Consider the following 26,914-nt stretch of genomic DNA (forward strand, 5'->3'; position numbering starts at 1 on the left):
CAAGCAACCTGAACCGACGAAACATTCCGCCGAATCAGATCACCGCAAGCGCAGTGAACGACACCCGACTGGAACCGAACAAACTCGAACTGAACCGAATCCGATGCCGCACACATAGACACTCGCGTGCAATAGGCTACGCGCCCGTGGGCAAGCTGGGCAAACCCGGGCACGTTCCCACGCTCTACTCTGTTGCCCATGCCCGATCCTCGCCCGTCCGATTCTCCCCTCTCGCCCGAAGACGACCGTCACGGCACCGCCAACAGCGTCCTCGGAACATCGGGGGTGAGCCGCGTCCGCGTCGATTCGGAGTCCAGCGAACGCGCGAGCCGTGCCTGGTGGGACGCCGATGCGGACGACTACCACCGCACCCACGGCGAGTTCCTCGGCGTGGACTCGTCCGAGGGTGAGTTCGTCTGGTGTCCGGAGGGACTCCACGAGGGCGACTACCACCTTCTCGGTGACGTGGCAGGCAAGGACGTCCTCGAGGTGGGCTGCGGTTCCGCTCCCTGCGCGCGGTGGCTCGCCGGCCGGGGCGCCCGGGCGGTCGGGCTCGACCTGTCCATGTCGATGCTGACCCGCGGAGTCGAGGCCATGCGGGCGGGCGGCGCGACCGTGCCGCTCGTTCATGCGGGAGCCGAGCACCTCCCCTTCGCCGACGCGAGCTTCGACATCGCATGTTCGGCTTTTGGAGCAGTTCCGTTCGTGGCGGACTCACAGCAGGTGATGAGCGAGGTGGCGCGCATTCTTCGCCCGGGTGGGCTGTGGGTCTTCGCCGTCAACCATCCGATCCGCTGGATCTTCCCGGACGATCCGGGCCCACGCGGGCTCACTGCGTCGCTCCCCTACTTCGACCGCACGCCGTACGTGGAGGTCGACGGCGACGGCGTCCCCACCTACGTCGAGCACCACCGGACGATCGGCGACCGGGTGCGCGAGATCGTGGCGGCAGGATTGGAGGTGCGCGACATCATCGAGCCGGAGTGGCCCGAGTGGCTCGACCGGGAATGGGGGCAGTGGAGCCCGCTGCGGGGACAGATCTTCCCCGGCACCGCCATCTTCAGCTGCCGCAAACCCGTGAGTACTTCTTAACCGCCCGCGGTTGAGAAGTACTCACGGGGCCGGAGGCCACTACAGCAGCTTCGACAAGAACAGCTTGGTGCGGTCGTGCTGCGGATTGGCGAGCAGCTCGCGGGGGTTGCCCGATTCCACGACGACGCCGGCGTCCATGAACACGAGCTGGTCGGCCACCTCGCGCGCGAAGCCCATCTCGTGCGTGACGACGACCATCGTCATGCCGCCGGCCGCAAGATCCTTCATCACGGTCAGCACCTCCCCGACCAGCTCCGGGTCGAGGGCGGACGTCGGCTCGTCGAACAGCATCAGCTTGGGATCCATCGCCAGCGCGCGGGCGATCGCGACGCGCTGCTGCTGACCACCCGACAGCTGCGCCGGGTACGCGTCCGCCTTCTCACTCAGGCCCACCTGCTCGAGGAGATCACGTCCTCGCTCGAGCGCCTTCTTCTTGCTCAGCCTCTTCACCTGGATGGGCGCCTCGATGATGTTCTCGAGTGCCGTCCGGTGCGGGAAGAGGTTGAAGTGCTGGAAGACCATCCCGATGTCGCGGCGCTGCTTCGCGGCCGCCCTGGGATGGAGTTCGTAGAGCTTGCCGCCCCGCTCGGAATACCCGACGATCTCACCGTCGACGTACAGCCGCCCGGCGTTGACCTGCTCGAGGTGGTTGATGCACCGCAGGAACGTCGACTTCCCCGAGCCCGACGGCCCGACCAGGCACAGGACCTGGCCGGCGTCGATCTCCAGCGACACACCCTTGAGTACCTTCAGCGCCCCGAAGTTCTTGCAGACCCGGTCCGCCTTGACCATCGGCGTCATCGTCGTTCCCCTCCGGGTGTGTCGGGCAAGGTCTCCGGCCCGGGTTCGATCACGAGCGGCTTGCCCTGCGCGTCGGCGAGCGCCTGCAGTTGCCGCGGGGTGAGCTTGCGGGACGCACCCTTCGAGTAGTACCGCTCCAGGTAGAACTGGCCGATCATGAGCAGGCTGGTGATGGCGAGGTACCAGGTGGCGGCCACCATCAGCAGCGGGATGGGCTGGAAGTTCGCGCCCGAGATGTCTCTGGCACGTCCGTACAACTCCAGGCTGTACGGCACCGCGGTGACCAGCGACGTCGTCTTCAGCATGCTGATCAGCTCGTTGCCGGTCGGCGGGATGATCACTCGCATGGCCTGCGGCAGGACCGTGCGGCGCATGGTCTGCGACCACGTCATACCGAGCGCCACCGACGCCTCGGTCTGCCCTTCGGCGACCGAGTTCACGCCGGCACGGACGATCTCGGCCATGTACGCGGCCTCGTTGAGTCCCAGCCCGATCACCGCGAACAGGAACGCCGCGTTGATTCCCTGCAGATCGATGTGCACGAACTGGTGGACGAACGGGATTCCCAGATCCAGCTGCTTGTAGATGGACGGGAACAGTCCCCAGAACACCAACTGCACGTAGACCGGAGTCCCGCGGAAGATCCACAGGTAACCCCACGACGCCGCCTTCAGCACCGGGTTCGGAGACAGCCGCATGACGGCGAGGACCACACCCAGAATGATGGCGATCGCCATCGACAGGATCGTCAGCTGGATGGTGTTCCACGCCGCGGCCGAGATCCGTGCATCGAACAGATAGCGGGCGTAGATGTCCCAGCGGTACGCCTCGTTGGTGCGTGCACCGTTGACGAACAGCGCCAGCAGCAGGCCGACCACGATCGCGGCGATCCAGCGGCCGGGCCGCCGCAGCGGAATCGCCTTGATTGGCTCCGGTTCCTGCCCCGGCTCGGTGCCGGACCGGTCCGGGGCCTTCTCCACGTCAGACACTCGTCAACCGCTCAGCTCGTGGCGCCGTTGATCTGCGAAGTCGTGATGACGCCCGCCTCGACGCCCCAGTTCTCCGCGATCGTCCGGTAGGTGCCGTCGTCGATGAGGTGCTGCAGCGCCTGCTGGAGGGTCTGCGCGAGCGGCGAACCCTTCGCGACGGGCCAGCCGTACGGCGCGGCGTCGAAGACCTCGCCCGCAGCCTCGATCTTGCCTTCGCTCTGCTTGATCGCGTACGCGGTGACGGGCGAATCGGCGGACATCGCGTCGACCTTGCCGAGTGCGACGGCGCTGGCGGCGTCGTCCTGGCTGTCGAACTTCACGATCTCGATGGGCGGCTTCCCGGCCGCGACGCACGCCGCGCTCTTGGCGGGCACCTCCTCGAGATCCTCGATGGTGGTGGTCTGCACGCCGACCCGCAGGCCGCACGCGTTGGTGGGGTCGACGGACTTACCGGCGGGCTGCGCCCACTGCACTCCGGCGCTGAAGTAGGTGGTGAAGTCGACCGACTGCTCGCGCTCCTTGGTGTCGGTGAACGACGACATACCCATGTCGTAGCTGCCGGCCTGGATCGACGGGATGATCTTGTCGAAGTCCGCCTCGGTGTACTCCGGTGTCACGCCGAGCACCTTGCCCACCGCATCGACGAGGTCGACGTCGAAGCCGACGATCTTGCCGCTCGGATCCTTGAACTCGTTGGGCGAGTACGGAATATTGACACCGACGATGATCTTGCCGGACGAGGCGATCTCTTCCGGCAGCGTCGCCGCGATGGCATCCACCTTGTCGACTTCCACGGCGACGGTCTCTTCGCCGGACGGCGTACCACCGCCCTCGGTGTTGCTGGCGCAGCCGGCGAGCAGCAGAGCGCTGCCACCCGCCAGTGCACAGATGGTGCGGGCCACTCGGCCTCGCGCGAAGACGGATCGACCAGACACTGGCATGTCCTCCAAGGAAATCGTGGTACACCGAGCGAGCTACGGCGACGGAGAACTCTCGAACTCCGAATAGTCGAACGGTAGGTTACGGCACCCACATCTGCGGACGTCGTTACCGAACATTAACGGCCTGCCGCGGCCTGTGGCGGCGGTTTCAGCGACGGAGTGTGCGGGCGAGGACCGTCTCCGTGAATTCACTGGTCGACGCGAGTCCACCCAGGTCAGCCGTGGCGACGCCGGATGCGATCGTCACGCGGACGGCGTCGCGGATCCGGTGGGCCGCGCCGGCCAGATGCCGGTCCGCGCGGCGGTCCCCGAGCCACTCCAGCATCATCGCGGCCGACAGCATCAGCGCCGTCGGGTTGGCGCGGTTGCGCCCGGCGATGTCAGGTGCCGCGCCGTGCGCCGCCTGCGCCATCACCTGGGTCTCGGAACGGTTGATCGACGGCGCCGTACCGAGCGAGCCGGACAGCTCCCCGGTCAGATCCGACAGGATGTCGCCGAACATGTTCTCCGTGACCACGACATCGAAATCGGCTCCCCGGCGCACGAGATGCGCGGTCATCGCGTCCACGTGCTCGTCGTCGATCCGCACGTCCGGGTAGTCGCGCTCCCCCACCTCCCGGCAGACGTCGCGGAACAGCCCGGTCGTCATCGACAGCACGTTGGCCTTGTGCACGATCGTGACGTGCCGGCCGCGTGTGCGCGCCAGCGCGAATGCGGTGTGCGCGATGCGCTCACACGCCTTCCTCGTCACGACGCCGACCGCCAGCGCCACGTCCGGAGTGGGCATGAACTCGCCGCTGCCGGCGAACATGTTCCGATCCGCGTACAACCCTTCGGTGTTCTCCCGGACGATCACCAGGTCCATGTCCGGGACCGTCGAGGCGACGCCCCCGAGCGAGCGCGCGGGGCGAATGTTCGCGAAGAGGTCGAATCTCTTGCGCACCACCCCGCCGGGGGTCAGCCGGCCGCGGAACGGTTCCGGGTAGGCGGCGCTGTCGTGCGGGCCCAGGATCCAGGCGTCGAGTTCGTCCAGCGCGGAGAGCGTGGACTCGGGGATCGGCGTGCCGTGCGACTCGATGGCGCCGAGGCCGAGGGGCAGTTCCACCCAGTCGACGTCGCCGCCTCCTGCCGCGGTCACCGCGGCCGAGACCACCCGCTGGGTGGCCGGGACGATCTCGTGACCGATGCCGTCGCCGAGGAGCACCCCGATCCGGGTATCGGAAATGTTTGCCGTAGCACCGCTCATGAGGCCATCATTGCCTACCATGGTCCAGTCGGTGGAACTGCTGTTCGACGAAGCGACCGACGTTGCCGTGCGCGCGGAGTGGCAACGCCTGTGGGATGCCGGGATGCCCAGCCGCACTCGCGTTCGCGCCGAATCGAATCGGCCCCACATCACCCTGTTCGTGGCACGCCACATCCCACCCGAGATCGACGAACTGCTGGGCCGCCGGATCGCGACGCCCTCGTTCCACATCCGGCTGGGCGGGCTCGTGATGTTCGGCGGCAGGCACGTCACGCTGTCCCGGTTGGTGGTGCCGTCGAAGGCGCTGCTGTCCCTGCACCGCAGCGTGTTCGATCTCGCGGCGCACGCTACGGAGATCACGCCGCACATCCGCCCGGGCGAGTGGACGCCGCACGTGACTCTCGCGCGGCGACTGCCGGCCGATCAGATCGCGGAGGCCGCGCGGCTCCTCGACGGCGGCGACATCATCGGCCGGGCGTCGGTGGTGCGCCGGTGGGACGGCGACGCCAAACGCGAGTGGGTCGTCACGGCACCACCGTGATCACGGTGCGTCCACGGCGACCGCGTCGGCTGCCTTGCGCGAAGACCGTTGGGTGACGACGATTCCCGCGATCACCGCGAGTGCCCCGACAGGCTGGTTCCAGGAGATGTTCTCGTCGAGTGCGACCGCACCGAGCACGACGCCGACCACCGGTGTCAGGTAGGTGACGGTGGAGGCCGCGGTGGGCCCCCAGCCGCGCACCACGTTCGTGTTCCACACGAACGCCAGCCCGGTGCCGAACGCCCCGAGCCCGATCATCGACGCGACGATCGCGGGAGTCAGGTGCATCGGCGTGCTCGCGACCCACGGGGCGGCGAGGACCATGGCGGCAGCGGCGATCGACACCTGCATGAACGCGATGGTGGGCGTGCCGACGCCCCGCGGAAGGATGAACCGCCTCAGGTAGACCAGTGCCACACCGTACGACGCGGTGGCGCCGAGGCACGCGAGCTGGGCGGAGACGCTGCCGATGATCCCCGCCTGCCACGGCGCCAGCACCACGACCACCCCCGTGAATCCGAGCAGGAGGCCGAACAGCTTTGCGTCCGTGAGTTTCTCCCCCGGCAGGAACGCCAGGGCCACCGACATCGTCATGAGCGGCGTGGTCGCGTTGTAGATGCTGGCCAAGCCCGAACTGATGCTCTGCTCGGCCCAGCTGAACAGCAACCACGGCACCACACACTGGGCGACCGCCAGTACCGACAGGTGCGCCCACGTCGCCGCTTGGCGCGGCAACCGTGTCCGGGTGAGTCCGAGGACGGCACCGAGCGTCACCGCCCCGAACACGAGTCGCCACAGCACGACCTGCGTGAAGGACAGGCCGTCGAGGCCGACCTTGATGAAGAGGAAACTCGCGCCCCAGGCGAGCGCCGTGCCCGCGTACTGGACCGCCAGATTCCCTCTCAAAACCGGAAGTCCCCGTGCTGGGTGACTTCGTTGTGCGTGTCGGGCGTGCGGCCGGCGAGCGCCAGCGCGTCGAGCGCCAGGAACACGAGGAGTACCACGACCAGGATTGTCATGTCTTCAGCCTCGTAGCATCGACCTCCGAGAAAAAGTGGCAGAAACGACATTGTTGACCGTATTTCTGCCATACTGGGACGGTGCTGAAGAAAGTCGTCGTACCGCTCATGCCGCTCACCGAAGCGTTCGAGCTCGGAGTCGCCTGCGAGGTGTTCGGGTTCGACCGATCCGACGACGGACTTCCCACCTACGACTTCTCCCTCGTCGCCGGCTCACCGGAACCCATCCGCACCCGCTTCGGATACGGCATCGACGTCCCGTACGACCTCGACCGGCTCGACGACGCCGACCTCGTCGTCGTTCCCGCGGGCGGAACCTACGCCGAGGCGGACGGCACATTCGTCTGCGCGAAGGACCCCGACCCGTGCATGGACCCCCTCCTCGACAAACTGCGGGCCGCGGTGGACCGGGGCGCCAAGGTCGCCAGCCTCTGCAGCGGCGCCTTCGTGCTCGGCGCGGCCGGACTGCTGGACGGACGCAAGTGCACCACCCATTGGCGGCACGCCCAGCGGCTCGCCGACCTCCACCCGGCGGCGACGGTGGACCCGAACGTCCTGTACGTCGACGACGATCCCGTCCTGACCAGCGCGGGCACCGCCGCGGGCATCGACCTGTGCCTGCACATCGTGCGCAAGGAACAGGGCAGCCGGGTGGCCAACGGGATCGCGCGGCGCATGGTGGTCCCACCGCACCGGGACGGCGGTCAGGCGCAGTACGTGGCGATGCCGCTGCCGTCGACGACGATCGACACCCTCGGGCCGCTGCTCGACTGGATGACCGAGCACCTCGCCCTCGACCTGTCGGTGACCGCGGTGGCGGCCAAGGCCAACATGTCTCCCCGCACGTTCGCGCGAAGGTTCCAGGCCGAGACCGGGACCACCCCGGCCCGATGGCTCAGCGATCAGCGGGTGCTGGCCGCGCAGCACCTGCTGGAGAACTCCGACCTCTCGGTCGACGTGATCGCCGAACGGGTCGGCTTCGGCGGCGGCGCCGTCCTGCGGCAGCATTTCCTCCGGCTGCGCCACACCACCCCGCAGGCCTACCGCCGCACGTTCCGGGACACGGAGCGCACCGGCTGACGACGCCGCAGGGAAGAATCGACGGCGACGCGGCGTTGCACACGCAAAGCAGTCACCGAACGAAAGGACCCTCGTGGCCACCAAGACTCTGACTCAGCAGAACTTCGACGAGACCGTGACCGGCAACGATGTCGTTCTGGTCGACTTCTGGGCATCGTGGTGCGGACCGTGCCGCTCCTTCGCCCCCACCTTCGAGGCCTCGTCGGAGCAGCACCCCGACGTCGTACACGCCAAGGTCGACACCGAAGCGGAACAGGGCATCGCCGCCGCCGCGAACATCCGGTCGATCCCGACCATCATGGCGTTCCGCGAGGGTGTGCTGGTGTTCAGCCAGCCCGGCGCGCTGCCGCCCGCGGCGCTCGAGGATCTGGTCACGCAGGTCAAGGCCCTCGACATGGACGAGGTGCGCAAGCAGATCGCCGAGCAGGCGCCGGCCGAATAGGGCGGAGGACCGCCGCCGCCTAGTGTGCGGCGGCGTCCCAACTGCGACCGGTGCCGACGGACACGTCGAGCGGCACCGACAGCTCGATGGCCGAGGACATCTTGTCGCGGACCAGCTGTTCGACCTGTTCCCGTTCCGAATCGACGACCTCGAGCACGAGTTCGTCGTGGACCTGCAGCAGCATCCGCGACTTCAGGCCCGCCTCGCGCAGCGACCGCTGCACGTTGATCATCGCGACCTTGATGATGTCGGCGGCCGTGCCCTGGATGGGGGCGTTGAGCGCGGCCCGCTCGGCGACCTCCCGACGCTGGCGGTTGTCGCTGGTGAGGTCGGGCAGGTAGCGGCGACGCCCGTACAGCGTCGACGTGTAGCCGTCCTTGCGGGCCTGTTCCACGACCTCGTGCAGGTAGTCGCGTACCCCGCCGAACCGCGCGAAGTACGCCTCCATCTGCGATTTGGCCTCTTCGGTCGAGATCTTGAGCTGGGCGGCCAGACCGAACGCGCTCAGCCCGTACGCCAGCCCGTAGGACATCGCCTTCACGCGGCGGCGCAGCTCCGGGGTGACCTCCTCGATCGGCACGCCGAACGCACGCGCGCCGACGAAGCTGTGCAGGTCTTCGCCGGTGTTGAACGCCTCGATCAGCCCCTCGTCACCGGACACGTGGGCCATGATCCGCATCTCGATCTGGCTGTAGTCGGCCGTGAGCAGCGAGTCGTAGCCCTCGCCGACGACGAAACCGTCCCGGATCTGCCTGCCGGCGTCGGTGCGGACCGGGATGTTCTGGAGGTTGGGCTCTGTCGACGACAGCCGGCCGGTGGCCGCGACGGTCTGGTTGAACGTCGTGTGGATACGGCCGTCCTCGGCGACCGTCTTCAGCAGCCCGTCGACGGTCACCTTCAGCCGCGTCGCGTCGCGGTGCGCGAGCAGGTGCTCGAGGAACGGGTGCGACGTCTTCTCGAACAGGTTCTGCAACGCCTCGGCGTCCGTGGTGTAACCGGTCTTCGTCTTCTTCGTCTTGGGCATCTCCAGCTCGTCGAACAGCACGACCTGCAGCTGTTTGGGCGACCCGAGGTTGATCTGCTTGCCGATGACCCCGTAGGCCGCCTCCGCCGCCGCGGAGACCTCGGCCGCGAACCGGCTCTGCAGGTCGTGCAGGTGGTCACCGTCGACGGCGATACCGGACGCCTCGATGTCGGCCAGCACCTCGAGCAGCGGCAACTCCATCTCGGACAGCAGCGCCGTCGATTCGATGTTCGCGAGTTCGGTGTCGAGCGCGGCCGCGAGGTCGAGGACGGCGCGGGCGCTGAGAATTTCGGTCTCGGCGGCTTCCGCGTCGACCTGGTCGGCGTCGTCGAGCAGCGACAGCTGCTCCTGGCCGGTCTCCTCCACCCGCAGCTCCCTGCGCAGATACCGCAGCGACAGGTCGTCGAGGTTGAACGTCCGCTGCCCGGGCCGCACCAGGTAGGCCGCCAGCGCGGTGTCGCTGGTGAGACCACCGAGCACCCAGCCGCGTCCGCGCAGCGCGTGCATCGCCCACTTGGCCTCGTGCAGGGCCTTCGGCTGATCCGCGTCGGCGAGCCAGTTGCCGAGCGCCTTCTCGTCCTCCGGGGTGGCGGAAGCGGTGGCGACGTAGGCGCCCTCGCCGTCGGCGGCGGCGATGGCGATCGCCGTCACGTCACCGCCGTACGGGGTGCGGGTGCCGACCACCGACACGCCGGATCGCTCGCCCGTCGACGCGTGCGCCGACAGCCAGTCCGCGACGGCCCCGGGATCGAGCGCGCTCCCGCGCACCTCGAACCCCTCCTCGGCCTCCGCTTCGACCGGGGCCAACGTGGCGAACAGCCGGTCGCGCAGCACCTTGAACTCGAGGTCGTCGAACAGCGCGTGAATCTTCTCCCGATCCCACTGCGCGAGCATCAGCTGGTCCGGGGTGTACGGCAGCGGGACGTCGCGCACCATCTCGGTCAGTTCGCGGTTGAGCAGGACGTTCGGCAGGTTCTCCCGCAGTGCGTCACCGACCTTGCCGCGAACCTTGTCGACGTTGTCGACCAGGCCGACGAGATCGCCGTACTCCTTGATCCACTTGGTGGCGGTCTTCTCCCCGACACCCGGGATGCCCGGCAGGTTGTCGCTCGGGTCGCCGCGCAGTGCCGCGAAGTCGGGGTACTGCGCAGGTGTGAGCCCGTACTTCTCCTCGACGGCCGCGGGCGTGAACCGGGTGAGGTCCGAGACGCCCTTCTTCGGGTAGAGCACCGTGACCCCGTCGGTGACCAGCTGGAGCGAGTCCCGGTCGCCGGTCACCACGAGGACGCGGTACCCGAGCGCCTCGGCCTGGGTGGTGAGCGTGGCGATGATGTCGTCGGCCTCGAAGCCTTCCTCGGCCATCACCGGGATGCCGAGGGCCCCGAGTACGTCCTTGGTGATCTCGACCTGCCCCTTGAACTCGTCCGGAGCCTTGCTGCGATTCGCCTTGTACTCGGGGAACTTCTCCGCCCGGAACGTCTGCCTGGACACGTCGAACGCCGCCGCCACGTGGCTCGGCTGTTCGTCGCGCAGCAGGTTGATCAACATCGACGTGAACCCGTAGACGGCGTTGGTGACCTGACCGCTGTGCGTCTTGAAGTTCTCGGCGGGCAGGGCGTAGAACGCGCGGAAGGCCAGCGAGTGGCCGTCGAGCAGCATCAGGGTGGGGCGATCGTCGGACGACGCGGCGGCGCCGGACGCGGGGGACGTGGTGGACCGGGGGGTGGTTGCAGGGCTCACGGTTGCCCAGTCTAGGGAGCGGATCCGACACCGATCAGCCGGATGGTTCGATACCCAACCGAAACGTGCCGGAAATCCGAGAACCCCATTTCGCGCGACCGGAGCCGTTAGAGTCCGGAAATTGCGGCACGGGCGGTAGTCGAGTCCGTCGCAGCACGTTCCTGACCGATCTACACGTCCCCGGAGGACCTGCGTGGCCCCAACCGTGAGGAAGCGACTCCCAGCAGTGAGGACGCGACCGAAATCCGCGAGGAAACGCACGAGGCGAGGGTCGGTCACCCGGCAACTCGGCCGTGCGTTCGTCCTCGTCCTGCTCGGCCTCGTCGCGGCGATCGCCTTCGGCGGTCCCGCGGCGGCGCAGGAACCCACCCCGCCGCCCCCACCACCCGCGACGAGCGGGCAACCGGCGCCCCCGGAGAACGCGGTGCGGGTCAGCGGCAATCTGAACAACGCGGGCGAACGGCTCGCGGACGTCGAGGTACGCGCTCTCGATTCGTCGGGCAACGAGGTGGCGAAGGCGACGTCGGAGGCGAACGGCCGCTGGGAACTCCAGGTCGCGCCCGGCACGTACACGTTCGAGATCGTGGCGGACTCGCTTCCCGACGACGTCAGCGTGCAGGCCACGGTGCAGCGGGAAGTGGTGGCCGGTCGCACCAACACGGTGATCTTCTCGTTCGGCGAGGCTCGCACCGGTTCCGCGGTCCCGTTCTACGAGAAGCTGATTCGCCAGACCATCGACGGACTCCGGTTCGGTCTCGTCATCGCCATCGCCGGTGTCGGGCTGAGCCTGATCTACGGCACCACCGGCCTGACGAACTTCGCGCACGGTGAACTCGTCACCCTCGGCGCGGTCGCGGCATGGGTCATCAACGTGACGTTCGGCGTGCAGCTGATCCCGGCCACGATCCTCGCGGTCTTCGTGGGAATCCTGATCGGACTGCTGAACAATGCCGGGATCTGGAAACCGCTGCGACGACGCAAGACCGGCCTGATAGCGCAGCTGGTGGTGTCGATCGGACTCGCGATTTCCCTGCGCTACCTGATCCTGATCTTCTTCTCCGATCGCGCGGAACCGTTCGTCGACTACCAGGCACAGGTGGAAAGGCACTGGGGTCCGATCGCGATCACCGACGCCAACCTCGTGAGCATCGGCATCAGTCTCGTCGTTCTCCTCGGAGTGGCCCTGCTGCTGCAGAAGACGCGCATCGGCAAGGCCATGCGCGCGGTGTCCGACAACCGCGACCTGGCCGCGTCGTCCGGCATCGACGTCGAACGGGTGATCCGCTTCGTGTGGGGTCTCGGCGGCGGACTCGCCGCGCTCGGCGGCGTCCTGTTCGGCATCTCCGAACTCGGCGGCCGCGTGCAGTGGGAGATGGGCTTCAAGCTCCTGCTGCTGATGTTCGCCGGTATCACGCTCGGCGGACTCGGCACCGCATACGGCGCGCTGCTCGGCTGTGTGATCGTCGGTCTGCTCGTCCAGCTGTCGACGCTGGTGATCAACCCCGACCTCAAGTACATCGGAGGACTGCTCATCTTGATCGTCATCCTGGTCGTCCGGCCTCAGGGCATTCTCGGCAGCCGGCAAAGGATCGGGTGAGGGCATGGACATCGCAGGAGCACTCCAGGTCTCGCTCGCCCAGCTGATCGGCCCGTCCGCGATCTTCTACGCGCTGCTGGCGATCGGCCTCAACCTGCACTTCGGCTACGCCGGACTGCTGAACTTCGGTCAGATCGGGTTCGCCCTCCTCGGCGGCTACGGCGTCGGGATCATGACCGTCACCTACCAGCAGCCGCTGTGGGTCGGCATCCTCGTCGGTCTCGCCGCGGCCGGGTTGCTGGCCGTCGTCCTCGGTATCCCGACGCTGCGGTTGCGGGCCGACTACCTCGCCATCGTCACGATCGCCGCGTCCGAGATCCTGCGGCTGATCTTCCGGTCCACCGCCTCGGACTCGATCACCGGATCCACCAACGGCCTGTTCGGTTTCGCCGACCCGTTCACCACGCTCAGCCCGTTCGACTCGGGTAAGCAGTACAACTTCCTCGGCGTGAAGTTCTACGGTGACGACCTCTGGTCGATGGTCGTCGGATGGACTCTCGTCCTGGTGCTGTGCGGGTTCGTGTTCCTCCTGACGCACAGTCCGTGGGGCCGTGTCCTCAAGGCCGTCCGCGAGGACGAGGACGCCGCACGCGCACTCGGCAAGAACGTCTTCGTCTACAAGATGCAGGCGCTGGTCCTCGGCGGCATGATCGGCGGGCTCGGCGGCGTGTTCAACGCACTGCAGACCAAGTCGATCAACCCCGACTTCTACTCCACCGCGCAGACGTTCTTCGCGTTCGGCGCCCTCATCCTCGGCGGCGCGGCGACGGTCTTCGGACCGGTGGTCGGCGCGATGCTGTTCTGGTTCCTGCTGGCCATCCCGGACGCCCTGCTGCGGCAGGCCATCTCCGGGCCGGATCCGCTGCTGCCGCTGACGGAACAGCAGGTCGGGGCCATGCGGTTCGTCCTGCTCGGCATCATGATCGCGGTGCTGATGGTCTTCCGGCCTCAGGGCATACTGGGCAACAAGCGGGAGGTGCAGCTCAATGCCTGACCACAGACTGCCGGATCATCTGCAGACCGACACCGTGCTCACCGCCGAGGAACGGGCCTCGATCTTCACCGACGTCCCGCACTCCCCCGGCGCACCGAAACCCGACCCGATCCTCGTGGTCGACAACGTGTCCCGGACGTTCGGCGGGCTCAAGGCCGTCGACGTGGCGCATCTGGAGATTCAGCGCGGCTGCATCACCGGACTGATCGGTCCGAACGGCGCAGGTAAGACCACCCTGTTCAACCTGCTCACCGGTTTCGACCGGCCGGACAGCGGCACGTGGTCGATGGATGGCCAGTCGCTGGGCCGGATGTATCCGCACCAGGTGGCCCGCCGCGGCGTCGTCCGCACGTTCCAGCTCACCAAGGCGCTGTCGAAGCTGACGGTGCTCGACAACGTGCGGCTCGGCGCCACCGGGCAACGCGGCGAGCGGATCTTCAACACGCTTCTGCCGTGGACGTGGAAGGCGCAGGAACGGGCCGTCACCGAACGCGCCAACGAGCTGCTCGCGCGGTTCACACTCGACACCAAGTCCGACGACCTCGCCGGCTCGCTGTCCGGCGGTCAGCGCAAGCTGCTCGAGATGGCGCGGGCCCTGATGACCGAGCCGACCGTGGTGATGCTCGACGAGCCGATGGCCGGCGTGAACCCGGCGCTCACCCAGAGCCTGCTCGGTCACATCAAATCGCTTCGGGACGAGGGCATGACCGTCGTGTTCGTCGAACACGACATGGACGTCATCCGCGACATCAGTGACTGGGTGGTGGTGATGGCGCAGGGCAGCGTGATCGCCGAGTCCACACCGGGACACCTCTCGTCCAACAACGCGGTGGTCGACGCCTACCTGGGCAGCCACCACGATCAGGCACTCGAGTTCGACGACGAGGGAAATCCGGTGGGCGCGACGGCCGTTCTGGCCGAGGCACTCGAGAACGCCGAGGCCGAAACCCTCGAGACCGGCGGCGACCTCTCCGAACCCGACATCACCGAGCTGAGGCGTGAGAACCCATGACCGAACTGACCCCAGCGGAATTCGCGGCCACACCCGAGGAGCATGCCCGGCTCGCCGAGGGTGCCCTCGTCCGCGCGGACGGTGTGGTGGCCGGATATATCCCCGGCGTCAACATCCTCCGCGAATGCAACTTCTTCCTGCGCGAGGGCGAGATCGTCGGCATCATCGGTCCCAACGGCGCCGGGAAGTCCACGCTCCTGAAGTCGCTGTTCGGGCTGATACCGGTGCGTGAGGGATCGGTGACCCTGCGCGGTGAGGACATCACGTCCAAACCCGCCCACGTTCTCGTGCAGAAGGGCGTCGGCTACGTCCCGCAGACGCAGAACGTCTTTCCGTCGCTCACCATCGAGGAGAACCTCGAGATGGGGATGTATCTGCGGCCCAAGCTCTTCGCGGAGAGATTCGCGTTCGTCGGCGACCTCTTTCCGCTGCTCGTCGAGCGGAAGAAGGTGAAGGCAGGCGCCCTGTCCGGCGGTGAACGGCAGATGGTCGCGATGGGACGGGCGCTGATGATGGAACCGTCCGTGCTGCTGCTCGACGAGCCGTCCGCCGGACTGTCCCCGATGTTCCAGGACGAGGTGTTCATCCGCTGCAAGCGGATCAACGCCGCGGGCGTCTCGGTGATCATGGTCGAGCAGAACGCCCGCCGGTGCCTGCAGATCTGCGACCGCGGCTACGTCCTCGACCAGGGCCGCAACGCCTACACCGACTCGGGACCCAACCTGATGCACGACCCGAAGGTGATCGAGCTGTACCTGGGGACCCTCGCGGGAAGTCAGGAGAAGAAGTAGGTCCGGTGGTTCCGGACACGACTGTGGGCCAGGTTTCCCTGGCCCACAGTCCGTTTCAGGTGAGTGCGATCACCCGCCGACGACGATGTATCCGTCCGTCGTCAGCTTGTTGTCGGCACCGAACTTCAGCTTGCCGTACGACCCGATGGACGGCTCGCCTGCGGCGGCGAAGTCGAGCTTGCCGGTGATGCCGTTGTAGTCGACGTCCGTGCCGGCCTGCACGAGCGGCAGGCACTCCTGGTACGACGTGCACGGGGTTCCGCCTTCGGTGACGGCGTTGATGTTCGCGGCGATGTCGCGACCGGCCGTCGACTTCGCGGCTTCCGCGGCGAGCGCGGAAACGACTACGGCGTCGTAGGACTCACCGGCGTAGTTGAAGTCGATCAGCCCCGGGTTGATGCCCTTGAGACGATCCTGGAAGGCCGGGCCGACGTCCGTGAGCGGCGTGGTGCCCTGCATGCCGTCGAGCAGCGGTGCGGCCACCGACTCGCCGAGCGCGTTACCCATGTTGCCGTCCACGCCGTAGACCTTCATGCCGTCGGACGGGCCGATGCCGACCTCGTGCATGCGGGTGATGATCTTCGCGGACTCCTCGAATCCGACCACCGCGACGGCGTCGGGGGCGAAGTCCTTGACCTGGTCGATCTCGGAGTTGAACGACTGCGCGTTGGGGTCGTAGATGATCTTCTGGATCTGGTCCTCGGGGATGCCCGCGTCGACGAGGTTCTTCTGGATGTTGTCGGCGAGCCCGGTTCCGTACGGGTCGTTGAGGGCCAGGATGGACACGCGCTGGCCGCCGTCGTCCGAGATGAGTTGCGACACAGCCTGAGCCTGCAACACGTCGGTGGGGGCGGTGCGGAAGTACTGGCCCTTGTCCGGGTAGCAGACGAACTGGTCGGACGTGTTGGCCGGGGAGAACATCACGACGCCGGCGCTGGACACCTTGTCGATGACCTTCAGCGACACCGAGGACGACGCCGCGCCGACGATCACCTGGGTGCCCGCGGCGAGTTCCCGGTCCACGGTGGTGTTCGCCGTGTCGGTGGTGGTGTCGCCCGAGTCGCCGGGGATCAGTTGAACGGGCTGGCCGAGAACTCCACCGGCCGCATTGACGTCGTTGACACCGAGTTGGGTGCCCGCCACCATCGGCGGTCCGAGGAAGGAGAGGCTTCCCGTATCGGGAAGCAGAGTGCCGATCTTCAGCGGCGCAGTGGACGGGGCACCCGCTGCCGCCGCCTCTTCGGGCGTGCAGTCGGTGGAAACAGTGGTGGCCGAGGCAGAGCTGTCACTCCCGCTCGCGGAGTCGTCGCCACTGTCCGAACTACAACCTGCCAGTGCGAGTGATGCCGCGCCGAGAACCGCGGCCGCCCGCACGAGGGTCCGTTTAGCCATCCAAACTCTCCTTAGATCACCTGAGTGCGGGCGCCACCCGAGTTGGCGTCCGCTGTGGGATCAGACGCTAGCGGTCCGGCGGCTTTCGCGATCCGTCCGGAAAGGCTCGTGACCTTACTGTGATCTGAATACGACGAGTGTTTACGCGGCCGTAGCGTGGCGAGCCTCAGGCGCCGACGAGAAGGCGCACGGAGTCGACGACCACCTGGCGCCGGCGGGCCCGGTCGGCGGGGGCCGACGCGCCGAGTTCCGGAGTCTGCGTGTGCCAGGACATCGCGAGGGACCGGACGACGGTGAGCAGTTCCACGGGCTCGAATCGGGTTGGCAGCACACCACTTCTCTGCGCGCGCTCGATGTCGGCGAGCTTCGACCGGTTGGACGCGACCACCACCTGGAGCGGCTCACCGTCGGGCCGCTCCAGCTGGTACCAGGTGGCGAGCCGGAGCGTCGCCGGGTTGTCCTCGTACAGGTCGAACGAGCGCCCCGCATAACCCGGGAGGTCGGCGGCATCGAACCGCACCTGCTCGGTGAACGCCACCACGTGGGCGGAGAAGACCACGTCGAACAGCTGCCCCTTGTCGCCGAAGTACGCGTAGATCATCGACTTGTTCGCCTTGGCGGCCAGGGCGATGCGGTCGACCCGCGCCCCGGCGATGCCGAACTCGGCGAACTCGGCCGCCGCCGCGTCGAGTAGTCGCTTCTTCGTTGCCTCTGCATCGCGCACCATGCGTCCACGCTATCAACCAAATAGTTGGTTGACAGCTTCTCGCGGCGGGTGTTCCATGGATTTCGTAAGCATCCAACCAGTCAGTTGCAAGCGCGGGATGGAGTACACCATGGTGAAGACCTGGCTCGTCACCGGAAGCTCACGCGGCTTCGGCAGAGAACTCGCGACGGCAATCCTGGGCAGCGGCGACAACCTGGTCGCCACCGCCCGGCAGCCCGAACAGCTGACCCGCCTGGTCGACACGTACGGCGACCGGGTTCGGGCGGTCGCCCTGGACGTCACCGACGCCGAGGCCGCCCGTGCGGCGGTCGCCACCGCCGTCGCCGAGTTCGGGAGCCTCGACGTGGTGGTGAACAACGCCGGCTACGCCAACAGCGTCCCGATCGAGGAAATGGACGAGCAGGACTTCCGGCAGCAGATCGAGGCCAACTTCTTCGGCGTCGTCAACGTCACCCGGGCCGCACTGCCGATCCTGCGCGAACAGCGCAGCGGCTGCGTCGTGCAGTTCTCCTCAGTCGGAGGCCGCGTCGGTGGCACGCCGGGGCTGAGCGCCTATCAGGCAGCGAAGTTCGCCGTCGAGGGATTCTCCGAAGTCCTGGCGGCCGAGGTGAAACCGTTCGGCGTGACGGTGCTCATCGTGGAACCGGGCGCGTTTCGCACCGACTGGCAGGGTTCGTCGATGAAACGCAGCTCGGTCGGCCCCGACTACGAGGCCACGGTCGGCGCGATGAACCGCCACCGGGAGGCCACCGACGGCACCCAGCCCGGAGACCCGGCCCGGGCCGCTCGGATCATCGTGGATGTGGTTGCCGCCGAGGACGCCCCGCTGCGCCTGCTGCTCGGGGCCGGCGCCGTCGAGATGACCGAGAAGTCGTCCCGCGAACGCGCCGCCGAAGCCCGCCGGTGGGCCGACGTCAGCCGATCCGCGGACTTCCCCGCCCGCACCTGACGCTTCGAAAGCGCATCGGCTGTAGCCGATCTCGCGGGTCAGCTGGTGGGGGCTTCCCCACCGAGGGTCTCGAGCACCACCTGCGCGACCGCCTTCATGGTCGACCGGCGGTCCATTGCGGCCCGCTGGATCCACTTGAACGCTTCGGGCTCGGTCAGGGACTGCTTCTCCATCAACACGCCCTTGGCCCGCTCGACGATCTTGCGGGTCTCCAGACGCTCGGACAGATCGGAGATCTCCCGCTCGAGCGCGGTCACTTCCTTGAACCGGCTGGCCGCCAACTCGACCGCGGGCACCAGGTCGGCGGTGGAGAACGGCTTGACGAGATAGGCCATCGCCCCGGCGTCGCGGGCCCGCTCCACCAGCTCGCGCTGACTGAACGCTGTGAGAATGACCACGGGCGCAATACGTTTCGCCGCGATCTCCGAGGCCGCATCGATGCCGTCGCGACGGGGCATCTTCACGTCCATGATCACGAGGTCGGGTTTGAGCTCCACCGCCAGGTCGACGGCGGCCTGCCCGTCCCCCGCCTCACCGACCACGTCGTAGCCCTCTTCCCGCAGCATCTCGACCAGATCGAGCCTGATCAGCGCCTCGTCCTCGGCCACCACGACCCGCCGCGGCTGCGACGGCACACCTTGCTGCTGGGGAGCGTTCATGGCCACCATTCTCCTCTGCTCGGACGACCCCGGCGCGGGGAGCGAACGTTAGAAGGGTACCGGTGGTTGACTCCCGACGGCGATCTTCTACAGTGGTACAGCGCAACACGCCCTCGTATCCCAATTGGCAGAGGAAACGGATTCAAAACCCGTCCAGTGTGAGTTCGAGTCTCACCGAGGGCACCGAAAGGTGCAGGTCAGAGTAGGTATTCTGACGCATACCCACAGGGGGTAACCCCAATCCCACTCGCAGCCACTCGCAGCAGTCCCCGGAACCTACCCCGCGAGCAGGTCGGCGAGCTTCTCGATTTGCTCCCCCGTGAGTTCGAGGTGACCCGCCAGACGGCCGACATCGAGAGCGGGCCGCACCGGAGCCAGCGCCGCCGACCGTCCGGCATCCAAGCGGGTCGCGAGGCCGTCGAGTTCGTCATCGAATAGGTGGCCGTAGCGGTCGAGGGTCAGTGTCGCCGTCTTGTGGCCGAGCATCCGTTGCACCACCTTGATCGTCGCGCCGGACCGGATCGCGAGAGACGCCGCAGTGTGCCGGAGTTCGTGCGGTGTGAGGCCGTCCACGCCGACCGCCGTCGCAGCGGGGTCGAACCGCCAGCGGAACTCCCCCGGCGTCATCCACTCCCCGCCCTTGCCGGGGAACACGAGCGCCGTCGGCTCTCCGTCCCTGACGTGCTCGCGCAGCAGCTCGACCAGGAACGCGGGCACCGGAACCGCGCGGGACTCATGACCCTTCGTCGTGCCCTCCACGAAGCCTGTCCCGCTGACATAGGTCACCGAGCGCCGGACGTTAAGTCGCGAGCCGTCCAGGTCCACATCACACACCCGCAGCGCCACCGCCTCGCCGAAGCGCAGTCCGCAGTAGCTCAGGACGTAGACCATCGTCGCGAGGTCGGCGCACTCCCGCGCGAGCGCGTCCACCTGCGCGTGTGACAGGTAGCGCTTGTCCCCTTCGGGCTTGCGCGGCATCTCGACCCCGGCAGCGGGATTGACCGGCAGCAGCTTCATCCGCACGGCGTCATCGAGGACCTGTTTCAGCACTTGGTACGCCTGGATGGTCCGGGACGCCGACAGCGGCCGTGCGCGCATCGTGCGACCCTGCCCGTCCCGCTCGCCGACGGCGTGCCTGCCCTGTTGCATCGCTGTGACCCACGATCGCACCCCGGCGTAGTCCACATCAGCGAGCGTCACATCGCGCCAGGTGGGGAGCACCAGACCGTCGAGCAGCGACCGGTATCCGGCGAGCGTCTTCGGCTTCAAGTGCTGCCGGTGTTCGATCCACTGCGCGGCAACGCTGCCCACGGTGCGCGTCCCGGCAGCCTTGCCGACGAACTTGCCGGTCACCAAGTCGGCGGTGTTCTGGTCGAGCCACTGTTGCGCGTCGTCTTTGTCCTCGAACGACTTCATGTGTTCGTGACCGTCGTAGTCCACAAACCGCGCCTGCCAGCGCTTTTTCACGCCGTACTTCGTGGACCTCCGGCCGTCGCGCCGCACCCACAGGTCCTCAATCCCGCTCCGGCGGTTGCGCTTCGTCTTCGGCGTCTCCGGGGTGCTCACGGTCGCCGTCTTCGTCGTCGTCACCCGCTCAATCTATCGCGAGTGCGAGTGAAAACCGTGCCGTTATCAAACCGTTACCTTGCCGACAGCGGTCCGCTGACGTGCGTTCGAGGGGTAGGGCTGTCAGCTTTGACGATCAAATCTATCTGAATCTCGTTGTTACTCAGTCGATTTCAATTGCAGTGAGGTGAATTGGTCTCTACTGTTCGAGATGCGTCCAGAGAGACCCCAACACCTAACGAACGGAGGCCCTACGGTGGCCCTCAACCCGCTATCCCTTACCTACTTCGACCGCTTCAAGCGCGGCGACGGAATGACCGCCGAGCAGCATGCACAGGCGCTTTACGGCTCCCCGTGCGTCCCCTTCGTAAACGGAACGGTCGAGTTCATCGAGACGACGCACGGCCTGACCCTCAAGCCGTCGTTCGTCCGGCAGGCCGTCCAGGACGGCACCCTGCCCGCTTACCGGATCGGCAAGGGCTTCTACTTCGCGCCGCGAGACATCGACGCATGGCTCGAATCACTGCGCACCAGCGCGTGACCAGCGTCCAACTCGCACACACCGACAGGAACCGAGCGCAATGTCCCGAGAAACGACAACGGCCCCCGCGCGATCCGACGCGGGAGCCATGCCGACCGACCACCAACCGGCCGCAGAAACCGAGACGGATACTACAGACGTAGTGGAGGGTTCGCGACCGGTATCCCTCCAGAGCGAGCCGCATTTCGAAGACACCGACGAACGGCTGTGCATCTGCGAGGAATGCATGTCATGGCCCTCACCGGTGCCCGGTATGACCGTGTCCGGTATGACAATGCGGGACAAGTTCACCTCGCACACCGAAGACCCGAATGAGCTGTGCGGGTGCTTCCAGTGCATGTGCGACCCCGAGCACTACCGGCGCCGAGATCTCTTCGCGTTCTGCGCCGGGATGGAGCAGGGTCGGACCGAGAATCCGCCGACGTGGGTCGACACCATCGACCCGTCGACTGCCATCTGGGTACCAAGCTCGATGACCGACGAAGAGGCCGAGGCCGAACTCAACCGGATACACCCGCTGCCGCCGGAATTGGAGGACAAGACAGAGAAGATCACCGCGAGTAAGGACGAGACAGAGATGTCAGGGACATTCACCACCAACACCGAACCGAGCGAACGGCTGTCCAGTCAGCACACCGGCCAGGCCCGCTGGGCGTACATCCTCGCCGAGAAGCACCCTGACGAGATCATGTACGTGGCCGATTACGGCTGGCACCGGTACGACGGCACCCGCTGGGTGGAGGATCTGGACGGCGCCGTGGCGACGCGCCTTGTGCTCCAGCTTCTCCGTACGCGCCGATCGCAGGAGAACGTCGACCAAGACACCCTGCGCGAGATCATTTCGTGCGAGCGCGCCAGCGGGATTAACGGGGTGCTGTCCATCGCGTCCAAGTTGCCGCAGCTCCACCGGACCGTTGCCGACCTGGACGCCGACCCGAACCTGTTGAACACCGCGAACGGCACCGTGGACCTTTTGACCGGCGAGTTTCGCCCCCACGACCCGGCCGACCGGATCACGAAGGTGACGCGCGCGGCATGCGACCCGGATGCCACGTCGAAGACCTGGACGAAGTTCCTCGCGTCCAGCCTGCCGGACGCCGAGGTGCGCGGTTTCCTCCAGCGGTACCTGGGATATGCCCTGTCCGGCCGCGTGACCGAGCACGTGCTGTGCATCCTGTTCGGCGAGGGCCGCAACGGAAAGGGTGTCTTCTACGAGGCGCTGACTTACGCGCTGGGTAGCTACGCCGACGCGGCCGTTCCCGAGTTGTTCCTGGAGAACAAGGGGATGCACAAGACCTTCGAGATGTCGCTCCGTGGCTTGCGTCTGGTCACCGTGAGCGAGACCGGGCAGGGTGCGCAGCTCGCAGCCGCGACGGTCAAGAGATTGGTTGGCGGCGACCGCATCACCGCGAACCTGATGCGACGCAACCCGGTGACGTTCACGCCGTCACACTCCCCGCTCCTGGTCACCAACCATCTGCCGAAGGTGCGCGGCGACGACCCGGCGTTGTGGGCACGCCTGCGCGTCGTTCCGTTCGACGTGGTGATCCCGGAGGCCGACCGCGTGAAGGACCTCCCGCAGCGGCTCGAAATCGACGCCGACGCGGTGCTCGCTTGGATGCTGGCCGGTCGGCGGGACTATCTCGACCGTGGGGACCTCGCGGCACCCGAGGCCGTCAAGGTGGCCACGGCGGGTTATCGGCGCGCACAGGACGCTATCGAGCAGTTTCTCGAACAGGTCACTGAGAAGGACCCGAGCGGCAAGGCCGAGTTCCCGGTGCTGTACCAGCGGTGGACGGCGTGGGCCGACCGGAACGACTTCCCTCCGCTGGCCAAGGGCGAGTTCAAGAAGGCGCTGGAGTCCCGCGAGATCGCGGTGCGCAAGGGCACCGGCGGGAAGAACTTCGTCTACGGCTACACGATCACCGGACCCAAGTTGAAGGTCTCCGTGGACGGCCAATAGACCCCGGAGTGGAAAAAGTGGAAATCCCAACTAAAGACGCTCTATACGCGGAATAACTGTCAATGGTTTCATTTTTCACTTTTTCCACTCTTCCCAGCTCAGAGCATGTTTTCATCAACCGAGAGAGAAGAGATTCAAGTGAGCGACACCACCATCAACAGCGAGTTCGTGACCGGCGTCATCGAGTTCGAGCCGGACACCGACGACAGCACCGAGACGGAGACGGCGATGAACCACACCGACCCGGCCGCACTCACCGGCGACGACGCCGTGCGGGCCGACTATGACGCCGCTATGGCGCGGCGGGTCCAGGGCACGACAGCCGACAACGCGCGGAAGGGCGCAGCCGAGTACGCCGAGCGGGAGCGGCAGCGCGCACAGGAACGGGAACGGCGCACTGCGGCGGCCGGAGGCGGGGAGGTGGCGACGGCGCTCCGGGGTGAGATCGGCGAAGCCGTGACCAACACGATCCGGCTCGACCGGATCGCCGAGAGCGCACGCAAGCTGGAGCACCGGGTGACCGAGGAGCGCCGGGAGGCCGAAGCGGCGATGCGGCTCGCCGCGCGCGCCGAACATCTGGACACCGTGCTCGCCGACGGCTGGACGGCCGCAGAGAGCAAGGCCAAGGTTCCGGCCATCCTGACGCCACACATCGAGTTCGTGGACGACGTGCAGCACGTCATCTCGCCGTCGGCGCTCGCAGACACCGTGACCAAGCGCATCCGGGAACAGCACGCCGGGAAGGCCCGCCAGCGGGTGAGGGACGTTCTCGCCGAGGTGGACACCATTGTGATGTCGGCCGCGCAGGATGTCCTGGAGAAGGCCGGGAACGCAGCGGACACGCTCACCGCAGCGGGACTGACCCCGGACGCGAGCGCCGAGAGCGTCATCGAGAACGGCGGCAGCGAGGTCCTGACGGCGTGGAAGGCATGGAAGCGGGCCGTGGAGGCTTGGTCCGACATCCAGTCGGCGCGGAGGTGGGTCGCCGTGGCCGTCCAGGCAGGGTTCGACCCGAGGAAGCCGGAGCGTCTGGCGCCGGGTGATCACGACGACATCGAGGCCGCGAGTTGGTGGGGTCAGTGGGTAGGGGTCCGCGTGCTGGCTGTCTCAGGAGCGCATGAGTCATTGCGCTGGTGGGTCGAGAACAAGCGTCCTGCACCGGCAGGGGTCGCGGATGAGATCAAGGGGGAGGGGTCCAAGTGACACACGGTATGGGTCAGTACTTGACCGAGGAGTACGGCAAGCGAATGGCCGAGCATCGAGCACAGGCCGAGAAGCGACGCAATGATGATCGTGTTGTCCGCGACGCGCAGCGGCAGGCCGAGAAGGACAGCGCCGAACACCAGCGGCGCGAGGAGTCCGACCGTCGCGAGCAGGCAGGCAGGCAGTACCGCGTGCCGTCCGGCAAGGACGAGAAGGTCACGCTGTCCGGCGTGAAGGTCAAGACGGACACGAACGCCGACGGACGTGGGTTCGGTCGATACCTGGACGACTAGGTTCTAGTGCGTCAGCGTCGATCTGAGCGGGTGTGAGGCCACACCGGGGAGGCTCAGGTCGGCGCTGGTGTCCTAGCGCTGCGAGGTGGGAGTGTCGCTGGACCCCCGGGGAGGGAGGGGGGTCCGGGGGCCGTTCACCGGGGGCAGGCCCGTACTGCGTTATGTGACGCCGGGGGTGCGGACTGTATGCCGATATGGGGCCGAATATGGCCCTGACCTGCGCTTTTAAACCCCATTAGAGGGGCCTGAGAGCGCCGCAGCGCCACCAGGAGCGCTCACGCCAGCCCGTATGGGTCCGTAATCCCTTGCCGCTATTGGCTTTTCGCGAATCAAACCCCGCCAATCAAGCGGGGGTGTCGGCCAATCAAGCGGGTGTCGAGGGGGGTCGACTGTGGCGAATTACCAACCGGCCGATCGGGTATATAACCGGCTGAACGATCGGATGATTATCCGCCGAACGGTCGGTGGGCAAAATCGAGAATTGACACGGTTCGATAACCTTCACATATACGCCTACCCCGCAGGGGTATAAGACTGAAAGCGCAGGTAGACATGAGCGATACCGACACCCACACCAGCGGGTTTGGCGCAGCGGGTGGAGCGATCATCGACCAGTTCGAGGCCAAAGCGCGCGAGCGAAATATGGAGCTGGACGACGACGACGTGACCGTGCTGCACCTCGCGGCGGCGACGGCGGACAACATCGCCGACCTGGACGAGAGCATCGAGGCGAACGGCGTCGTGGTCGGCACGGACGCCAACCCCAAGACGAACCCCGCTCTGACCGAGGTCCGGCAACAGCGGCTCACGCTCGCGCGCCTGATGGCCGACGTAGACCGCCGTCTCGGCATCGCCGCGCAGGGAGGCTCCAGCGGGATACGGGGCACCTACAGCGGCGACGGCAGCCAGAACGGCACACGCGACCGCCAGCGGGCCGCACGCCGAGGTCGCGGGAAGGTGGCGAACTGATGGCGCGCAGTGTCTCCCCGCAGGCTCGCCGTGAGCGAGAGCAGGTGCTCGGATTCGAGGACGTACCCGCGCGGCTCCGGCCGTCGTCGTTCCTCCAGTGGCTCGCCGAGGTCCCGGAGCACCCCGACCACGACGACACCGACCACTGCGAAGCCGCATACGGCCTGGAGCCGGATGAGGTGGCACAGTTCCCGCGCGGGCAGCGTCCGGCCGTGGACCCGAACTGGCGGACCATGATCGCGGTCGCGGCGCAGTGGGATAGCTACTGGCAGTGGTGCGCCGACAACGGTCTGACCCTCAACGGCTCGCGGGGTCGGCGCAGCGTCCCGCGCGAGTGGAGCTGGACGGCGTTCACCCGGTGGGACGAGGAACGGCGAGGTGCGCGGCGATGAGCGCACGCAACAGAGCCGGGGAGCTGACCGTCCCGAAGCGGTGCGTTCGCGGGCACGAACTCACCCCGAGGACGACGAACATCCAGACAAGCGCCAACGGGCCGGTCGGGTGGAGTTGCGTCCGGTGCCTCCGTGAAGACACCTGGACAGCGCACTACGCCCGACACAGTGACCCGGAGCAGCGGGGTAAGCCGATACCCGCTGACGTGCTCGCTGAGACGGCGTTCGAGCGGCAGAAGGGTGCTCGACCGAGCAAGCATGGGCCGCTAGAGCCGTGGACCAAGCGCGTCCACTTCAAGAGCGGCTGGCAGTACGCCGACGAGGACCCGACACCGGAACGGCGCGAGGCTCGCAGGCTGGCCACCGAGCGCGCGGCACACGGAGTGTGTGCGCAGGGGCACATCCAGCGACCGGCGAGCGTCTACACCGACACGAAGGGCCGCGAGTGGTGTCGGCCGTGCCGATCGGAGTACGCCGCACGTCGGCGCGCGATGCTCGCGGCGAGTGGTGTCGCGTGATCACCGTCCGCGCGTTCGGCCGTGAGGTGCTGACCGTCGGCCGGTGCGAGTGCGACGGCGCCGAGGACATCGACACCAGCGGGACGGACCTCACCGGCGGGACGTTCGACCTCGCCGACGGAGAACCGTTCGAGCGGGATGAGGTCTACCTCCGGTCTCGCCGCCGTCGTCCTGGTGTGGTGGCCATTGGGTCGCGCCACAGGTCGACAGAGCGGGTCGAGTTCGGTTTCACTCGCAGTCACTCGCAGTAGTTCTGATATGAATTGATCGTCAAAGCTGACAGAGATCGGAGAGCAATGATCGTCAAGCCCTACAGCGCAGTACTTTTCGGGTGTCGAACTGTAAGACTTGACGATCAAAGCTGACCAGCGGAAACGCTTTTCAACGGATTCAAAACCCGTCCAGTGTGAGTTCGAGTCTCACCGAGGGCACT

The 26,914-nt window shown here is 67.1% G+C and carries 27 protein-coding genes and 1 tRNA gene; 18 read left to right on the top strand and 10 right to left on the bottom strand.

Annotation, left to right across the window (positions count from 1 at the left end):
• Positions 1 to 198 precede the first annotated feature (198 nt).
• Positions 199 to 1,092 (top strand): class I SAM-dependent methyltransferase, encoded by an 894-nt coding sequence (locus AZG88_RS06205; protein WP_005247427.1) that lies wholly within the window; start codon positions 199 to 201, stop codon positions 1,090 to 1,092.
• A 39-nt stretch (positions 1,093 to 1,131) separates the two neighbouring features.
• On the opposite strand, the gene AZG88_RS06210 is transcribed toward AZG88_RS06205, so the two are convergent.
• The 4 genes from AZG88_RS06210 to AZG88_RS06225 all read right to left on the bottom strand — a co-directional run bounded on the left by AZG88_RS06210 (position 1,132) and on the right by AZG88_RS06225 (position 5,069).
• A complete protein-coding gene (locus AZG88_RS06210; RefSeq protein ID WP_005247428.1) occupies positions 1,132 to 1,893 on the bottom strand; it encodes an amino acid ABC transporter ATP-binding protein in 762 nt (253 codons plus the stop codon).
• A complete protein-coding gene (locus AZG88_RS06215) occupies positions 1,890 to 2,873 on the bottom strand; it encodes an amino acid ABC transporter permease (RefSeq protein WP_005247430.1) in 984 nt (327 codons plus the stop codon). The genes AZG88_RS06210 and AZG88_RS06215 overlap by 4 nt, the downstream gene beginning before the upstream one ends.
• Before the next feature lie 20 nt (positions 2,874 to 2,893).
• A complete protein-coding gene (locus tag AZG88_RS06220; protein ID WP_005247432.1) occupies positions 2,894 to 3,823 on the bottom strand; it encodes an ABC transporter substrate-binding protein in 930 nt (309 codons plus the stop codon).
• 148 nt (positions 3,824 to 3,971) lie between these two features.
• On the bottom strand, positions 3,972 to 5,069 hold the full coding sequence (locus AZG88_RS06225) for an isocitrate/isopropylmalate dehydrogenase family protein (RefSeq protein ID WP_061697215.1): 1,098 nt from the start codon (positions 5,067 to 5,069) through the stop codon (positions 3,972 to 3,974).
• A 19-nt stretch (positions 5,070 to 5,088) separates the two neighbouring features.
• Here AZG88_RS06225 and AZG88_RS06230 point away from each other — a divergent pair, with 19 nt between their 5' ends.
• Positions 5,089 to 5,610 (top strand): 2'-5' RNA ligase family protein, encoded by a 522-nt coding sequence (locus AZG88_RS06230; protein WP_005571116.1) that lies wholly within the window; start codon positions 5,089 to 5,091, stop codon positions 5,608 to 5,610.
• On the opposite strand, the gene AZG88_RS06235 is transcribed toward AZG88_RS06230, so the two are convergent.
• Positions 5,611 to 6,516: a DMT family transporter gene (locus tag AZG88_RS06235; protein WP_005247438.1), complete on the bottom strand. Its 906-nt coding sequence runs from the start codon at positions 6,514 to 6,516 to the stop codon at positions 5,611 to 5,613. It abuts the gene before it with no gap.
• A 194-nt stretch (positions 6,517 to 6,710) separates the two neighbouring features.
• On the opposite strand from AZG88_RS06235, the gene AZG88_RS06240 reads away from it, so the two are divergent.
• Both AZG88_RS06240 and trxA read left to right on the top strand, forming a co-directional pair.
• Positions 6,711 to 7,709, top strand: a complete 999-nt coding sequence (locus AZG88_RS06240) for a helix-turn-helix domain-containing protein (RefSeq protein WP_025432850.1) — start codon at positions 6,711 to 6,713, stop codon at positions 7,707 to 7,709.
• A 73-nt stretch (positions 7,710 to 7,782) separates the two neighbouring features.
• Positions 7,783 to 8,151 carry a thioredoxin gene (gene trxA, locus AZG88_RS06245; protein ID WP_005247443.1) on the top strand — a complete coding sequence of 123 codons (369 nt, stop codon included), beginning with the start codon at positions 7,783 to 7,785 and terminating at the stop codon, positions 8,149 to 8,151.
• Positions 8,152 to 8,170: 19 nt separating this feature from the next.
• Here trxA and polA read toward each other — a convergent pair whose 3' ends face one another.
• Entirely contained in the window at positions 8,171 to 10,915 is a 2,745-nt protein-coding gene (gene polA, locus AZG88_RS06250) for a DNA polymerase I (protein WP_061044226.1), read from the bottom strand.
• A gap of 226 nt (positions 10,916 to 11,141) precedes the next feature.
• Here polA and AZG88_RS06255 point away from each other — a divergent pair, with 226 nt between their 5' ends.
• The 4 genes from AZG88_RS06255 to AZG88_RS06270 are packed head-to-tail and all read left to right on the top strand — an operon-like array spanning position 11,142 to position 15,309.
• A complete protein-coding gene (locus AZG88_RS06255; RefSeq protein WP_025432851.1) occupies positions 11,142 to 12,512 on the top strand; it encodes a branched-chain amino acid ABC transporter permease in 1,371 nt (456 codons plus the stop codon).
• Positions 12,513 to 12,516: 4 nt separating this feature from the next.
• Complete coding sequence (locus AZG88_RS06260) at positions 12,517 to 13,506, top strand: branched-chain amino acid ABC transporter permease (protein ID WP_005247450.1); 990 nt, start codon at positions 12,517 to 12,519, stop codon at positions 13,504 to 13,506.
• Positions 13,499 to 14,518: an ABC transporter ATP-binding protein gene (locus AZG88_RS06265; RefSeq protein ID WP_025432852.1), complete on the top strand. Its 1,020-nt coding sequence runs from the start codon at positions 13,499 to 13,501 to the stop codon at positions 14,516 to 14,518. Before AZG88_RS06260 ends, AZG88_RS06265 begins: the two co-directional genes overlap by 8 nt.
• Positions 14,515 to 15,309, top strand: a complete 795-nt coding sequence (locus AZG88_RS06270) for an ABC transporter ATP-binding protein (protein WP_005247455.1) — start codon at positions 14,515 to 14,517, stop codon at positions 15,307 to 15,309. Before AZG88_RS06265 ends, AZG88_RS06270 begins: the two co-directional genes overlap by 4 nt.
• 69 nt (positions 15,310 to 15,378) lie before the next feature.
• On the opposite strand, the gene AZG88_RS06275 is transcribed toward AZG88_RS06270, so the two are convergent.
• Positions 15,379 to 16,701 (bottom strand): ABC transporter substrate-binding protein, encoded by a 1,323-nt coding sequence (locus AZG88_RS06275; RefSeq protein ID WP_005247457.1) that lies wholly within the window; start codon positions 16,699 to 16,701, stop codon positions 15,379 to 15,381.
• A gap of 166 nt (positions 16,702 to 16,867) precedes the next feature.
• Positions 16,868 to 17,428 (bottom strand): TetR family transcriptional regulator, encoded by a 561-nt coding sequence (locus tag AZG88_RS06280; RefSeq protein WP_061697217.1) that lies wholly within the window; start codon positions 17,426 to 17,428, stop codon positions 16,868 to 16,870.
• A 109-nt stretch (positions 17,429 to 17,537) separates the two neighbouring features.
• Between AZG88_RS06280 and AZG88_RS06285 the strand changes: the two genes are divergently transcribed.
• Complete coding sequence (locus AZG88_RS06285; protein ID WP_061044225.1) at positions 17,538 to 18,377, top strand: oxidoreductase; 840 nt, start codon at positions 17,538 to 17,540, stop codon at positions 18,375 to 18,377.
• Positions 18,378 to 18,415: 38 nt separating this feature from the next.
• Here AZG88_RS06285 and AZG88_RS06290 read toward each other — a convergent pair whose 3' ends face one another.
• Positions 18,416 to 19,045: an ANTAR domain-containing response regulator gene (locus AZG88_RS06290; protein ID WP_005260374.1), complete on the bottom strand. Its 630-nt coding sequence runs from the start codon at positions 19,043 to 19,045 to the stop codon at positions 18,416 to 18,418.
• A gap of 100 nt (positions 19,046 to 19,145) precedes the next feature.
• On the opposite strand from AZG88_RS06290, the gene AZG88_RS06295 reads away from it, so the two are divergent.
• Positions 19,146 to 19,219, top strand: a tRNA-Leu gene (locus tag AZG88_RS06295).
• A 93-nt stretch (positions 19,220 to 19,312) separates the two neighbouring features.
• Here the strand turns inward: AZG88_RS06295 and AZG88_RS06300 are convergent.
• Positions 19,313 to 20,626, bottom strand: coding sequence for a tyrosine-type recombinase/integrase (locus AZG88_RS06300; protein ID WP_061697220.1), 1,314 nt, complete (start codon positions 20,624 to 20,626; stop codon positions 19,313 to 19,315).
• 232 nt (positions 20,627 to 20,858) lie between these two features.
• Here AZG88_RS06300 and AZG88_RS06305 point away from each other — a divergent pair, with 232 nt between their 5' ends.
• From AZG88_RS06305 to AZG88_RS06340, 8 genes are all read left to right on the top strand, one after another.
• Positions 20,859 to 21,143 (top strand): helix-turn-helix domain-containing protein, encoded by a 285-nt coding sequence (locus AZG88_RS06305; RefSeq protein ID WP_061697222.1) that lies wholly within the window; start codon positions 20,859 to 20,861, stop codon positions 21,141 to 21,143.
• 268 nt (positions 21,144 to 21,411) lie between these two features.
• Entirely contained in the window at positions 21,412 to 23,106 is a 1,695-nt protein-coding gene (locus tag AZG88_RS06310) for a DNA primase family protein (RefSeq protein ID WP_231913841.1), read from the top strand.
• Positions 23,107 to 23,244: 138 nt separating this feature from the next.
• A complete protein-coding gene (locus tag AZG88_RS06315; protein WP_061697227.1) occupies positions 23,245 to 24,309 on the top strand; it encodes a hypothetical protein in 1,065 nt (354 codons plus the stop codon).
• Positions 24,306 to 24,602 carry a hypothetical protein gene (locus tag AZG88_RS06320; RefSeq protein ID WP_231913842.1) on the top strand — a complete coding sequence of 99 codons (297 nt, stop codon included), beginning with the start codon at positions 24,306 to 24,308 and terminating at the stop codon, positions 24,600 to 24,602. Before AZG88_RS06315 ends, AZG88_RS06320 begins: the two co-directional genes overlap by 4 nt.
• 552 nt (positions 24,603 to 25,154) lie before the next feature.
• Positions 25,155 to 25,571, top strand: a complete 417-nt coding sequence (locus AZG88_RS06325; protein WP_061697231.1) for a hypothetical protein — start codon at positions 25,155 to 25,157, stop codon at positions 25,569 to 25,571.
• Positions 25,571 to 25,963, top strand: coding sequence for a hypothetical protein (locus AZG88_RS06330; protein WP_061697232.1), 393 nt, complete (start codon positions 25,571 to 25,573; stop codon positions 25,961 to 25,963). Before AZG88_RS06325 ends, AZG88_RS06330 begins: the two co-directional genes overlap by 1 nt.
• A complete protein-coding gene (locus AZG88_RS51555) occupies positions 25,960 to 26,481 on the top strand; it encodes a hypothetical protein (protein ID WP_156517438.1) in 522 nt (173 codons plus the stop codon). The genes AZG88_RS06330 and AZG88_RS51555 overlap by 4 nt, the downstream gene beginning before the upstream one ends.
• The gene (locus AZG88_RS06340) at positions 26,478 to 26,732 is read left to right on the top strand and encodes a hypothetical protein (protein WP_061697236.1); all 255 of its coding nucleotides are present in this window, start codon (positions 26,478 to 26,480) and stop codon (positions 26,730 to 26,732) included. The genes AZG88_RS51555 and AZG88_RS06340 overlap by 4 nt, the downstream gene beginning before the upstream one ends.
• Positions 26,733 to 26,914 lie beyond the last annotated feature (182 nt).

This window comes from Rhodococcus sp. LB1, assembly GCF_001583455.1.
Lineage (GTDB): Bacteria > Actinomycetota > Actinomycetes > Mycobacteriales > Mycobacteriaceae > Rhodococcus_F > Rhodococcus_F opacus.